At 59.4% G+C, this 13,286-nt stretch carries 11 protein-coding genes; all 11 read right to left on the bottom strand.

The annotated features are described in order from the left end of the window. Positions 1-156 precede the first annotated feature (156 nt). The 11 genes from ACFFT4_RS16525 to ACFFT4_RS16475 all read right to left on the bottom strand — a co-directional run bounded on the left by ACFFT4_RS16525 (position 157) and on the right by ACFFT4_RS16475 (position 13,285). Positions 157-2,496 (bottom strand): helix-turn-helix domain-containing protein, encoded by a 2,340-nt coding sequence (locus tag ACFFT4_RS16525; RefSeq protein WP_378049440.1) that lies wholly within the window; start codon positions 2,494-2,496, stop codon positions 157-159. A gap of 376 nt (positions 2,497-2,872) precedes the next feature. Further along, on the bottom strand, positions 2,873-3,973 hold the full coding sequence (locus tag ACFFT4_RS16520; RefSeq protein ID WP_378049438.1) for a toxic anion resistance protein: 1,101 nt from the start codon (positions 3,971-3,973) through the stop codon (positions 2,873-2,875). 60 nt (positions 3,974-4,033) lie between these two features. Next, on the bottom strand, positions 4,034-4,777 hold the full coding sequence (locus tag ACFFT4_RS16515; RefSeq protein WP_378049437.1) for a hypothetical protein: 744 nt from the start codon (positions 4,775-4,777) through the stop codon (positions 4,034-4,036). A 118-nt stretch (positions 4,778-4,895) separates the two neighbouring features. After that, a complete protein-coding gene (locus ACFFT4_RS16510) occupies positions 4,896-5,918 on the bottom strand; it encodes an ATP-grasp domain-containing protein (RefSeq protein ID WP_378049435.1) in 1,023 nt (340 codons plus the stop codon). Then, complete coding sequence (locus ACFFT4_RS16505; protein WP_378049433.1) at positions 5,915-6,730, bottom strand: hydrolase; 816 nt, start codon at positions 6,728-6,730, stop codon at positions 5,915-5,917. The genes ACFFT4_RS16510 and ACFFT4_RS16505 overlap by 4 nt, the downstream gene beginning before the upstream one ends. After that, positions 6,727-7,872 carry a cysteine protease StiP family protein gene (locus ACFFT4_RS16500; protein WP_378049432.1) on the bottom strand — a complete coding sequence of 382 codons (1,146 nt, stop codon included), beginning with the start codon at positions 7,870-7,872 and terminating at the stop codon, positions 6,727-6,729. The genes ACFFT4_RS16505 and ACFFT4_RS16500 overlap by 4 nt, the downstream gene beginning before the upstream one ends. Beyond that, positions 7,869-9,230: a phosphoribosyltransferase family protein gene (locus ACFFT4_RS16495; RefSeq protein WP_378049430.1), complete on the bottom strand. Its 1,362-nt coding sequence runs from the start codon at positions 9,228-9,230 to the stop codon at positions 7,869-7,871. The genes ACFFT4_RS16500 and ACFFT4_RS16495 overlap by 4 nt, the downstream gene beginning before the upstream one ends. Beyond that, a complete protein-coding gene (locus ACFFT4_RS16490) occupies positions 9,223-10,431 on the bottom strand; it encodes an HpcH/HpaI aldolase/citrate lyase family protein (protein ID WP_378049428.1) in 1,209 nt (402 codons plus the stop codon). The genes ACFFT4_RS16495 and ACFFT4_RS16490 overlap by 8 nt, the downstream gene beginning before the upstream one ends. A gap of 119 nt (positions 10,432-10,550) precedes the next feature. Continuing rightward, entirely contained in the window at positions 10,551-11,351 is an 801-nt protein-coding gene (locus ACFFT4_RS16485; RefSeq protein ID WP_378049426.1) for a MeeY/MeeF family manganese export membrane protein, read from the bottom strand. A 38-nt stretch (positions 11,352-11,389) separates the two neighbouring features. Beyond that, positions 11,390-12,676 carry a TerD family protein gene (locus ACFFT4_RS16480; RefSeq protein WP_378049424.1) on the bottom strand — a complete coding sequence of 429 codons (1,287 nt, stop codon included), beginning with the start codon at positions 12,674-12,676 and terminating at the stop codon, positions 11,390-11,392. 27 nt (positions 12,677-12,703) lie between these two features. After that, the gene (locus ACFFT4_RS16475) at positions 12,704-13,285 is read right to left on the bottom strand and encodes a TerD family protein (protein ID WP_378049422.1); all 582 of its coding nucleotides are present in this window, start codon (positions 13,283-13,285) and stop codon (positions 12,704-12,706) included. Position 13,286 lies beyond the last annotated feature (1 nt).

Genomic DNA, 13,286 nt, shown 5'->3' with positions numbered 1-13,286 from the left:
GACGGTTTGGCGAAGTGGAATATGCGGCGCCATACGGAATCTGCAGCAGGGACGCACAGTTTGCAAATTCCGCATGGCGCAAACAAAAAAACGGCCCCTCTGCCGAACGCTGCGGTCAGCGCTGGCGAGAGAGGCCTGTGAACAATGGCTTAGTGCTTATCGGCGCTTATCGGCGCTGCTACCGGTCGGCAGCTGCTGGCGATAGACGCTTGGACTGACCCCATAGTATCGCTTGAACGCCTTATAGAACGTGTTGGGAGCCGCATATCCGCACAGCCTGGAAATGTCCTGTACCGGCACCTCGGGGTCGCCCAGCAAGGTGCGAGCTTCGTCCATGCGCAGCCGCTCCAGATGCTGAGTGAAGCTCTCGCCGAGCTGCTCCTTGAACAATTGCGAGACGTATTTCTCCTTGATGCCAAGTTCCTCCGCAAGGCGTGACAGCGACAGATCGTCCTCGCGGTAACGAGCCGCCATGAGCGTGACAATCTTCTCTCTCCAATGGTCCTTCTGTCCGCTCTGACGCGAGCGAGCCAGCTCGGTCAATTCCAGGAACAACGCTGTTCCCTGCTCCAGCAAGGCTGCAGCCGATCGATGCTCGACCATCGTCTCCAACTGTCGCTCCAGCCGGGATACCGTCTCTTCATCGGTCTCGATCCCCTTAAGCAGCTTCACTGCCGTTCCCTTCATCTGATAAGCGAGCTGCGTCGTCATCGTCGGCAACAACCGGACTGCCTCCGTGTTTCTCTGACACAGCTCATCCAGGATCGCCTGCACCTCGGCGGTATCTCCGGCCTTCACCAGATGGATCAGACGTGTCTCCATATCGGTAGGGTAATAAAAGTCCTGACGCTCCTGACGCAAATCCGCATAATAGACGACACCCCCATCTGCCGCCTGCTCCAGCGCCTCCAACGCCTCGTCGAACGAATTTCGGATGCGGATCAGCCGATCGCAGGCATTCCCGACGCCAAGCGCCAGTTCCAGGCCGATCGCCTCCTCCAGCCGCGCGGAGATGACTGCGCCTGCCGCCTCGAGTCGGTCGTGAAAGGTCGCCGTCTGTTCCGGCGTCAGACCGATCAGCAGCACCGTCCGCCGCTCGTCGAGCGGATAGATCCGCATGCTGTAGGGCAGCTCCGCCGCGCCGAGCTCCTGGAGCAGCACCCGCGCCAGCTCGAGCTGACGGATCGTATCAGCCGTCAGCGGCTGCTCCGGCTCGAAGCTGCGCACCTCGGCGGCCACCGCATGGAACACCTCGCCAGCGAGATCGAGTCCCATATGGGCGCGAACCATCTCGACCTCGCTGTCCTTGGCGAAACCGCCACGCAGCAGTCGCTCCAGAAAGGTCGCCCGCGCTGCTTCGGCCTGGCGGTCAAGATCGCGTCGCAACGCTTCCCGGTTAGCGAGCAGATCGCCAATCGTACCGTCCAGATAACGCCAGGCCGAGACGGAGCGATCCGGAACGGCCGCTTGCTCGCCGAAGCCGGCGACCAGCTTGCGCATAATGCGGTGTACAGGACGGCTGCTGCGATACGAGAGGATGACGGCGATCGCCAGCCCGACGAACAAGGTGAGCAGCATTGTCGAGACATATAGATTGCGCACGGGGGCCAGTTGATCAGAGATGACCGATTGGGGGACCGTCACCATAAAGGTCCATCCGCTAACGCCCGAACGGGCATACAGATCCAACAGCCGCGCGCCGCCCTTCACTCGCTCCGTGTAGCCTCTATCCGCTACCGTCGGCGCCCCCTGCTCGCTGCGCACCTCTTCGCTTCCGAACCCGGTAACGACTGTGCCGTCCGCGGCTACGACCTGAACCGCACTCTGATCTGAATCGGCAGCCCCCGTAAGCAACGCCGCCAGTTCATGAGCGTCAAGCAGCACCAACACTGCCCCTTTGTACGTGTTTAGTGCGCCGATCGGTACGGATTGGACGTAAGAGACGACGCGATAATCCTGTCCACCGAGGATCAGACTCGACTCCGGGAAGTAGGCGGCGTACTGATAATCGCGCAGCAGGCGTTCCCGCCAGTCGTCATAGGTCAAGTCTCCGATCCGGATCACCTTGCCATAGAAGTCCTCCGCACTGGCCGTCGTGTGCACCGAGGAGATGAACGTCCCCTTGTCGAGGTAGATGACGACCTCGCGGATTAGCCGATTGCTGAGCTTATACGTCGCCAGACTCTCCGAGATTTCCTTAATCGTGTAGTAATCTTCACCGCTGTACGGCAGCTTGGCGCTGATCAGCCGGCTGAGCCGGGCATCGAGGGCGATCTGGGTGCCAATGCTGCGCACCTCGTTGAGCCGTACGTCCAGCAGCGTCATGCTCTGCTCCAGCCGGCTGATGCCGGATTCGATGACGTCCCTCTTCTCTTTGTCGAATGAACGACTATACACGTAGCCGCCAATACAGGAGGTGACGATCAGGAGGATAAGGTATTGGATAATAAATTGCAGGAATACGCCGCGTATGCCAGGCACCGCTTTGCCATTCATAGCTCCGTGTCCCCCCCTAGTTCTCTTGATGACAATATGCCCGGTTCCCCTTCCATGTAAACACTTACATTTATGCCGAACTTAATCCGCGCTGCTTTGGCGCACTCAGTAGACCCTTACTCTATCATGGAATCGAGCATTTCCCTAGTGGATATTGGACGGTTAAACATGATTCATGCCGGATACACAGGCGAACCATAATAACTTCCCCCTATCGCCCCTGCAGCTTCGCCACACAAGTCTATTTCACTCCGTCAACCGGAAATTTTATAGTTTCTAAGCTATAAGCAAAAACGCCTTCGGCGTCCTTGGGACGAAGAAAGCGTTTTGTCGGAAACGATTCGGATAAGAACAGCGGAATTTATACTTTCTGGCCTTAATCGAGCAAGCTGCTGACGGCGGCAGGCTCCGGAATGGCCGCTTGCGGCGACGAGCCGGCTGCGGGCTGCAGACCGAGGCGCTGGCCCATCTGCTTGTTGATCTCCTGCAGGCGGGACGTCTGCTCCGTCGCGGAGGCGATAATCGTCCGGTTGGATTCCTCGCACCGGTTGATCGCCGAAGTCAGATCGTTCATCGCCTGATTGATCTGCTCCATAGACATCGACGACTTCGTCATCGCCTGGGTCGTCTTCTGCGTCGTCTCGTTAAGCATGCGGGCGTTCTCCGCGAATTGCTTGCCGAGCATATCGTTCGTCGCGTTCACGGCGTCGATAACCTTCATCTGATCCTCGAGCGCGGTCGCGATCATCGCGGACACGGTAATCAGATGCTGCGTCTTGTCGATCGTCGCGTCGACGGAATCGATCAGCTTGTCGTTGTTGTCGTTGATGATGTCCGAGCCGGCGATCGCCTGCTGGTACAGCATGATCATCTCGGTCAGCGCCTGGATGCGCGTTACGACCTTGCGCAGACCTTTCTCGAGCTGCGGCTTGCGGCTTTCGTTCTCCGGCTTGGCCAGCTCCTGCTCGAACAGCGCCTGCAGCTGGTTGCCCAGCTCGATGCGCTGCTGGACGTTGTACATTTCCTGAATGCACATCTGCTTCAGGTTGCGCATGTGCACGACGTTCTCTTCCAAGGTGTCCTTGCCGTTGCGCAGCGCGGAGATGATCGCCTGAACGTTCGTCCGCACCGACTGGTATTTCATAATGTAGTTCTTCATCGGCGTCTTGCGGAGAATGCGTTGGAAAACGGTCAGATCCTTCGACCGGTTCAGGTCGTCGACCTCATTGCGAAGCTTCATGATGTTCCCGGCGATCTCCGAACGTTTGCCGCTGAGCAGGTCGTTGAGAGGACGCTCCAGCAAGGTCAGGTTGGCCCCGGCTTTCTCCATCGTCTTCTGGCCCATGCGGCCGACTTCGTCCATCAAGGAATCGAGCTGGGCGGCATCCGCCGCCGAAATGCGTTGAATCGTAGCTTGCGCTTCTTGCTGGACCCTTGCGGCGTCCGAATCTTTAAGCAAAATAGCTGGCGTACTCATGCATAAGTCCTCCCATCGAATATTGAGGTTGTCCCAAGCGGACCAATTGAACTCGCGCCGCTAGTTGCCGGCCCCGTAGCGCTGATGAATGAGCTCGGCCTTGTTTTTCAACTCCATAAGGTCCTTCTGCTCGATGAAGCTCGTATAGGTCGTAATCTGGTTGTCGATGTCCCGAATGCTGTTGAGAAGCAGCCTGCGGTTCTGCCGCTTCGCTTCTCCGCTCAGATGCAGGAAAGGCGTGATCGCCCCGTTCAGGTCCTTAAGCACGAGCCGCTGAATTTTGTGATTGATGTCCCCGTTGTTAAAAGCGACCAACTGCGGAATGACGCGGTTCAGGCGAACAAGAAGAGACAGAGTGCGCTGCACGATCTCGTTGTCGAGATTATCCTTCTTCCCTTCGAGCAGCACCATATCCTCGATCGTACCGATATATTCGAGGATGGAATCCCACTCCGGCCCGAGCTCGGGAGCCTTCGACTCCGGAGCGGCCTGCCGCGGCGCCGCGGACGCCGAGCCTGCCGGCGCTCCCTGCGCGCCCGGAGGATTGCCCCCGAACGATTGGGCCGACGGAATCCGCCGGGACGGCTGCGGGCTGTCTATCGACGCTGCAGCCGCGGCGTTCGCCGCGTCCCTCTCGGCGGCCAGCCTGGCCACTTTGAGCTCGGCGTTGCGAATCACCGAAGCGAGCATCGTTCCCAGAATCGGAAATACGAGCGCGATCGCGTCATGAAGGAAAAAAGTCGAAATATAGCCTGCCGCATAACCGATAATAATGGACGCTAGTCCCCATTTCGAACGAAGCAAGTCCGTTGCCTCCTGTCTATCCAACCGAATCCGACTGGCGTAAACGGTTAACTCTTGACTTTAGTTTATGGCTTTCGGCAGCGCTCGTCAATTTTTTATCGCAAGCCGGCGATCCGCCTTATTTCATCAGGACGGGAAGCTCGATATAGCTGGCTTTGACGCCGAATTGCGGCTCCGGCCGTTCTATGGCTTCTCCGAGAATCGCCTTGACCGCCAAATACGGCATATTCACGCCGCTCAGGCACGTGATGTACAGCCCGCCCGACATGCGCGGGTTGATCTCGAGCAGCTTCGGGATACCTTCGTTATACTTCACCTGAATGTTGTACGCGAACGAAATCCGGCAGCGCTCCGCTACCCGCGAAGCGATCTCCAGCAGCTCCGGCCTGTTCTCCAGCAGGTAGATCCGTCCCGACGACTTGCGGCGGGGAATAGCGGCGATCAGGCGGCCGTCCGCGTCCGCCAAACAATCGATGCTGACCTCCTCGTCGGGCAGCAGCTCCATCACCATCAGCCTCGGGAACCGTTCCGCCGCCGCCAGCGTTCGATACGCCTCCTCGAAAGGAATCGTCGCGCTCACCCAGCCGTACAGCGCCTTCAGCTTGTCCTGTTCGCTGCGCTCGTTGTCGATTATCCGGAAGCCCATGCCGCCTTCCGCGTTCGTCGGCTTGAAGCATACGCGATGGCCGCCGGACCTCAGCTTCTCGTACGCCGCTGCGAACTGCTCCGCCGTCTCGGCGACCTCGTATGCCGGAAGCGGCACGACGCCGGTTCCGGCCAGGCTTTCGTAGAAGCGGTCCTTCTCCATCAGACGTTCCAGCAGCTCGATATCGCGGCAGACCATCACCTTCGTGCCGATCTCGTCGAAGCGGCCAACCTCCTTCGCGATCTCCAACATATGCAGCCGGGGAATGAAGACGTCGATACGGTTGCGGCGGCAGAAATCCAGCGCGTAATCGACATACTCGGCTCCGTAAAGCTCCGGCTCCGGTTCCGCATGATCGCAGGCCTGCAAGGAAAGATGGCCCGGATCGGGATGCGTCCCGTAAAAGGTAAAGCTTCTGCCGTCCGGATTGTCGCGAATCATGTTGATATAGTGATACACCGTGGAAAACCAGCGGTTGAAATAAATGTTCGTCATCCCGTATGCCTCGCTTCCCGGCGGCATTTCGCCGCGGCGTCCAAAATCTCTTCCGATGCCCCGATTCCGGAGCGGCGGGCAAAGCCGATGCTTCCCCCGTTCTCGCCTCCGTACATCCGGAACAGCTCGCCGTGCGCCGGCGCCATCGCCGCGTCCGCGATCCGCAGCATGCTCTCGTCCAGCAGGCTGTCTCCGGCCGCGAATACGAACGATGCGCCCGCCAGCTCCTTCACGTAGCGGACGGCCGCGCCCTTGCTGACCGGATCGGGAACGAGGTACATCTTGCGGCCCTGCAGCGAGCAGTTCCAGCCGAGACCGGCCAGCTCGCCCGTCAGCTCCTCCATCCAGCCGTCCGGAACGCCGTCCCTGTCCACGACGACGGCGTAGAACAGCCCGTCGCAATAACGCTCCTTAAGCACCCAGCGCGGATCCGCCAGCCGGTCGAACAGCGCCTTCGCTTCTTCGCCCGGAGCCGCCGTCAAGCGCACGGCCTCCCGGATCATGCCGTCCCACCCCGCATCCGTCCGGCCGTCGACCAACACCCGGCCTCCGTTGCTGACGATCGCGTAGCGGACGCGGATTCCGTCCGTCAGTCCGTGTATTCTCTCGTACTGCTCGTAAATCCGGGTCGTCGTCGGCACGAAGTCGAGCTCAAGGCTCAGCTCGCGAAGCCGCGAATAGGCGGCGCGGGTCATGAAGCTCAAGTCCTCGCCTTCGTACTTCTCGACGGGAACGAGCTCGCTTTCCCCGACGGGCCCCATCGAGCGGCGGGAATAGATCAGCGTCTGATCCAAATCGCAGGCGAAGATCAAGCGGAGTCCCCCTTCAGCGGCCTGATGATCCCGCAGCAGGAATAGGTCAGCTCCGGGTACTCCTCGACGGGAACGCCGCGATCCGCCGCCAGCAGCAAAATCGGGGCGAGGTTCGGGTTGGCCGCGTCGTCCACGAGAATTTTCCACGGGACCCGGCGCAGCAGCACGCGGGTCGTCTCCCCGACCCCGGGCTTCACCAGGTTGACGTCGTCGATGCCATAGTCCCGCTGAATGGCCCGAATGTCCCGTTCCCCCTGCCAGGTGACGGGATCGCCGGTCTCGGCCAGCAGCCGTCCGGCTTTCTCCCTCGCCGCTTCCCGAACCGCTTCGAATTGCGCTTCGATCGTATCGACGTATTCGTTGGACAGATCGTCCTCCTCCAGCTCGCGGTAATATTTCGCCCCGTGATAATCCTCCGGACCGATCAGATCGCCGCGCAGCACCGTGCGGCTGACCAGACCCGATACGGTCGAATTCAGGCAGGCGCTCGGAATGAGGAAGTCCTCCCGCGTGCCGAACGTCGCCGAGCAGCAGCCGGGATCGGCCAGTACGGCGAGATCGTCGCTCAGCCGCACGCCGTAACGATCGTGGAAGCTCCCGCAGGCTTCGATCAGCACTTTGCGAATCGCGCCCTTGCCCGTCCAGCCGTCGACGAACTGAATGTTCCCCTCCGGATGGCGGCGCAGCATATATTTCAGGGCGTTCTCGTCGATTCCTTTGCCCCGGATGATCGAAATGCTGTAATGAGGAACGTCGAGCCCGTGATAGGTGTGGAGATAACGCTTGATCAGCACGCCGATCGGCGTCCCCGCCCGCGCCAGAGAGGCCAGCACGACCCCGGCTCCGCGCTTGGCGACGATCTGCTCCGCCACGACGGCGACCGCTTCCGCCACCTTGCCCGCGGTCGCGAGCAGCGTCTGCCGATACAGCCCGATGTAGTCGTCCGACGGCCGGTACTCGATCGGCAGCATCTCCGAATAATGCGTTCCGGACTGAATCGCCTCTTCCCGGTCCTCCGTGCCGCGCTCCAGCTCGACGCCGCTTAAATCCTTCAACAAAAAGACGACGTCCCCCGGCTTGTAGCTCCCGATCGGGGACGGGTCGGCGACCTGTCCTTCGTGTACGGACAGAAGCTGCTTCATGTCTCTTCCCTCCGATCTTCTGATGCGCCGAAGAAGACCAGATGGACAACGGGCACGCCCAGGCTGGACAAAACCCGCTCGAAGGCGGCGCCTCTCTTCGGCTCGTATTCCCGTTCGACGAAGACGAACGCTTCGTCGTATTGGCCCGCTTCGACGTTGTAGATGAAGTTGGCCACCTCTTCCCCGTCCACCGAATCATAGCGATAGGCGGAGGTTACCGCGTAGCCCTCTCTCCGCAGCGGATGGATCGGGCTTCTCGTCGTCGATTGGCTGTAGACTCCGTCTCCCATCCGCTCGGCGATCCTCATCGGAACGTACATGAACTCGCCCGTTCCGAGACACAGCGCCCGACGCCCTGTTCTGTGCGCCTCCAGATCATCCGCGGCCCTGGCAACGGAGCGGTCCAGCGCCTCCCCGTCGGCCGCGCTCATGCCGAATCTGCCGGTATGCAGCAGATAGGAGCCCAGCTGCGGCGAACGCAATCTGTCTTCCGGCGAACCCCCGGCGTGCTCGAACAGCGCGGAAAGATCGTGCCGGAGCATGCGGACATCCGGCTGCGCCGCGGAATCGGCCTTCTCTTTCGTCTCTGCCTCCAGCGGACTTCCTGTTACCGCGATCGTCCCTTCGATCAGCGCCAGGCTGCGAATACGAACGTCCAGCTCGCGCTCCAGCTCCGCATAACGCGCGCGATCCGCGCCGGATCGCCAATCGAGCAGGCTGGCCACCGCGAACTCGCGATGTCCGAAAGCCGCGTGCAGCTCGCGAATGATGTTGAGCGCCGTCTTGCCTGTCGTCATCTCGTCGTCGACGAGCACAATGCGTGCGGCATCCCGGAACACGGACGCATCGCGAACGTAGCACCGATGGGCGACGGCGTGCGAATGCTCCTCTTCGAACCGGATCGGCGGGACCAAGCCTTCGATCTCCTCGCGTGTCGTATGCACGAACGCGACGTTGCCCTCGAAGACGTCGAACAGACTGTGCCCCAGCGCGGTCGCCGTCTCCGCGAAGCCGATGAACAGCGTCGGCTCGTCGATGCGGATTTTGCGGGCCATCAGCTCCCGATATCCCGCGTCCGCCCGCTCCCTGCTCCCGAGCATGTCCCGCAAGCGTTCCGCATCAAGCGGCGAAGGCAGCCCCAGCGCATCCTGCGCGTACAGGCAGCCGAGCATCGCCCCCGCCCCCAATGAAGCCGAAGGAACGACGGGAATATGCTTGCCGAGCAGCTTGCTGACGAACAGAAAACCGCGTTTCTTGTTGATCCGCGCCGCCATTTCGAACAATTGGTCAAGCTCGAGTCCGTACGGATTGGACGTAACGCTTACCTCGACCTCCAATCCGTCGACAATGCTATACAAGCGCTCCTGCCGGTTTGAGATCGGCGAGCAGGCTGGTGAAGTTATGTTTTTCATGCAGCACCCCGAAAATCTTTGATCGGTTCATAATGCGGTTGGACCAGTTCAAATGCGGCTTGATCTCGTTCATCTTGTTGGCGTATTCGCTCTTCATGACGCCGCAATCGCCCCGGCTATTAGCGATAATGCTCGCGGCGTCGCAATATTCCTCGTGCGTGACGACGTACAGCGCCTGCACCGGCTGCAGATGGGACGGATGAATGATTGTTTTGCCGATAATGCCGTTCTCCTTGTCGTACGCCACCTCGCGAATGAGGCCGTCCTCGGACCGGTCCAGATAGGACATGCGCAAGCGAAGTCCGTCCTTGCCCATCGCCTCCTGGAACGGTGTCATTCTTAGCTGCGGCTTCAGGACGCGGTCGCTCCGGAAATACTCCCAGACCGGCCCGGAAATGACGAAGCCGTCTTCCTGCCGTCCGAACACATTGATAATGTCCGTCACGCAATCCCGGATGACGCCGATATCGTAGATCGTCATATCGGGATTGCGCCGCAATCCGAAAATGCTCGAGAAGTCGGTCGCTCCGATTCGCACGTTCAGCACGTACGACCGGTATCGCTTCAGCAAAGCCTGAATCTCGAGCAGCGCGGACGATCGGCTCTCGCGGTAGATCACTTCCGCCGTCTCCAGAATCGGCATGCCGTACAGCGTCGGCACGTCCGGACCCGCGCTGCCGTTGTAAGCCTCCAGGAGGCGGAAGAAGGCCTCGCCCTGAACGGGCGAGAACTTCGGAAAAACGAAGCCCGTCAACAAGATCAAACGCTCCTCCAGCCGAGACAGCAGCCGGCTCAACTGCTCCTCGGAACGGACGCGCACGAAGATCAACGGCAGCGCCGAAGGCTTGATCAAACCCTCTTCCATGAAACGGTGAAGCTTGTTCAACGTCTCGTACAGATTGCCCTCGGCGTAGTCGACCTGGCTGTCCGCTACCGCGTCCTCCAGATCGATGACCAGGGATACGAGCCCTTTGATTTTGCCGCTGACGATGTCCTCGGCGATTCGCCCCCGAATCGCGGGCATATACAGCGCGGCGCCTACCGCATATGCCAATGTTTCCTTGTCGTCGATATTGCTGAACTCCTTCGGGGGATGAAGAAACAAATCCTCTTCCTGCTCGGGGGTCAGATAGTCGAAATAACGCAAAGACCTCACCCTCCTTCAAACCTATAAACCTTGTAAATACTTCCATATGCATTTTCAAAAAATATCCCCCACGCGTGCATGAGGGATATTTCGAAGGGTATGCGACTGCAATCGTTCGATTAGGACTTGGCGGAAGATTTGGATGCTTCGGCTTTTTTCCTGAGCGAACTGACAATCATCGTACCTACGAAAATCGCGATCAGGATAGGGAAGAACACGGCATGCGGCAGCTCGAACCCGAAAGCTCCGGCGATCATCTTCCCGCCGATGACAACAATCAGAATAAACGCGGCCTTCTCCAATTCCGGGAATTTCTCGATCAGCTTCAGGAACACCTGCGCCACGCCGCGCATCATCAGCACGCCGAGAATACCGCCCAGGAACAGCACCCACACTTCTTCGCTGACTCCGAACGCGGCCAGCACGCTGTCGATACTGAAGGCGATGTCCATCATTTCGACGGCCAGCACCGTGCGCCAGAAGCCCATTCCTTTGTTCTCGACCTCGTGCTCGTCCTCTTCGGCCTTCTTGCCGATGTACGGAATAAGCGGCACGCCCCCGACGCGGGCAAGCTTGAATTCCAGATCGAACAAGTTGCTGAGCGCGATCCAGAGCAAATATAAACCTCCGGCGACCTTGATCCAGGTAATCTTGACCAAATATGTCCCGATACCGATCGCCAGGAAACGGAAGACGTACGCGCCGATAATCCCGTAGAACAGCGCCTTCTTCTGCTGCTCCTTCGGCAGATGGCGAACCATAACCGCAAGAACGAGCGCGTTGTCCGCCGACAACAAGCCTTCGAGAACGATCAGCGTGCCGATAATTCCCCAGGTCGATGGTTTCGACAGCACTTCGCCGATATGCTGCCAGTCGAAGAAACTCGCGAAGTTGTCAATAAAGCTTTGTATAAAATCCATGGTGGCCCCCCTGCCGATTCAAGCTCCAAATCGATGAATTATTTGCTTCCCCTTGTCCAGCGCAAACCCCAATTAAACGCGACATCCAATTTCTGCTGATCGTCGAAAAATTGCACGAGCCGCTCGACGCTGAATGTCTGATCGTTCACGTTGCGAATCATGGCGATGGCGCACAAACGTTTGTTGCTGTTGTACTCGTCCATTCGAACGACGATGTCCGGACCTCCGGGGTACTTCACCGTAACGACCCCGTCCGCCTGCGACCAGTTCGCCACGCCCGAATAGATGAAGGCGAAAATGACGATCCGCTCGATCTCCGCGACCTTGGCCCCGTTGATCCGCAGGTTCTCCCCACCCTCGAGCGCGCCCGTCCGGTCGTCTCCGTCAAGCGATACGTAAGGCGGCCGCTGGTAATCTCCAAAGGCGTTGCCGAGCGCTTGAACGCCGCCCTTCGTGCCGTCCTTCAATTCGAAGAGGCAGCCGAGGTCGAGGTCGATGCCGGACGCCGCCTTGAAGAAGCCGCCTCCCGACTTCTTGCGATTCCAGTTCAGATTAACGAGAATTTCGCCCAACGTCCCCGATTTTTTCTCCAGGTTGATGACGTCGCCCTTCTTCTTCAGCTCGATCTTGTCCAGCCGAATCGACGGAGCCGCCGGCGGCGAAGACGGGGGAGAGGCTTGTCCGACCGACGGTTGTGCCGGCTCGGGCTTCGGCTCTGGTTTCGGTGCGGGTTCCGCTGCGGGAGCGGCTTGCGGCTCCTCGCGAACGACTACGCCAAAGCTGCCGCACAGGGCGGCGAGGCCCCCGGAGTACCCGGAGCCAACCGCGTTGAACTTCCATTCCCCGTTGTATCTATATAATTCTCCCACAACGATCGCCGTTTCGACGGGAAATTGATTGCCGAGGTCATACCGCAGCAGCTCGCTGCCCGTCGCTTCGTCGATAATCCGCAAATAGGCGTCCTTAACGAGCGAGAAATTCTGCTTGCGGGCATCTCCTTCGTAGATCGTCAGCGTAAACGGAATCCGCTCCAGTTCTTGCGGAACGTTGGGCAGGTCGATGCTCACCTGCTCCTGGTCCGAGTAACCGCCGAAGCTCATCTTCTCCTGCCCGAGTATGCGAATCGAGCCTCCGGCTCCCACAGGATTCGAGTAGAAGATCAGATCCTGGTCCGAACGCACCTTGCCGCTCGCCTGCAGCGTGAATACCGAGAAATCCAAATCTACGCCGGCGCCGGTTCCCCAGCCCATTCCGACGACAACGCGCGTAATCGGCGTGTTCTTCGTAATATCCGCTTTCTGGCCTTTAATGATTGTCAGAGACATGCGCTGCGAATCCTCCGTTAAGTGATGTTACTTGGCGTCCAGTCCGTAGTTGTTCGCGAGTGCGGCCAAACCTCCGGAGAAGCCCGATCCCACCGCCTGGAACTTCCACTCCCCGTCGTGGCGGTACAGCTCGCAGACGACAACCGCCGTCTCGATCGAGAAGTCCTCGCCCAGATCGTAGCGAAGAATCTCGCTGCCCGTCTGCTCGTCCACCAGCCGAACGAACGCGTTCGAAACCTGTCCGAAATTTTGATGACGGCGCTCGGACTCGTGAATCGTGACGGTAATGCCGATGCGATAGATGTGCTGCGGGATTTTATCGAAGTCGAGCTTGATCTGCTCGTCGTCTCCATCGCCTTGGCCGTCGCGATTATCGCCGGTATGGACGACGGCCCCGGAATAAGCGTTCAGATTGTTGTAAAAGACGAAATCCTCGATGCCGTTCGCTTTGCCGTTGGCATGCAGCAGGAATGCCGAAGCGTCCAAGTCGAAGTCGTCTCCGCCGGTATACTTGTTCGTATCCCAGCCCAGTCCGATAATGGCCTTCTTCAGTCCCGGGTTCGTCTTCGTCAGATCGATTCTTTGTCCTTTGGATAAGCTGATCGTCATC

The organism is Cohnella cellulosilytica (assembly GCF_042431195.1).
GTDB lineage: Bacteria > Bacillota > Bacilli > Paenibacillales > Paenibacillaceae > Cohnella > Cohnella cellulosilytica.
This window is presented reverse-complemented; position numbering and strand designations above follow the sequence as displayed.

Bases quoted from the DNA above. Each gene is read 5' to 3' on its own strand.
- ACFFT4_RS16525 (WP_378049440.1), bottom strand. From the start codon at position 2,496: ATGAATGGCAAAGCGGTGCCTGGCATACGCGGCGTATTCCTGCAATTT.
- ACFFT4_RS16520 (WP_378049438.1), bottom strand. From the start codon at position 3,973: ATGAGTACGCCAGCTATTTTGCTTAAAGATTCGGACGCCGCAAGGGTC.
- ACFFT4_RS16510 (WP_378049435.1), bottom strand. From the start codon at position 5,918: ATGACGAACATTTATTTCAACCGCTGGTTTTCCACGGTGTATCACTAT.
- ACFFT4_RS16500 (WP_378049432.1), bottom strand. From the start codon at position 7,872: ATGAAGCAGCTTCTGTCCGTACACGAAGGACAGGTCGCCGACCCGTCC.
- ACFFT4_RS16485 (WP_378049426.1), bottom strand. From the start codon at position 11,351: ATGGATTTTATACAAAGCTTTATTGACAACTTCGCGAGTTTCTTCGAC.
- ACFFT4_RS16480 (WP_378049424.1), bottom strand. From the start codon at position 12,676: ATGTCTCTGACAATCATTAAAGGCCAGAAAGCGGATATTACGAAGAAC.
- ACFFT4_RS16475 (WP_378049422.1), bottom strand. From the start codon at position 13,285: ATGACGATCAGCTTATCCAAAGGACAAAGAATCGATCTGACGAAGACG.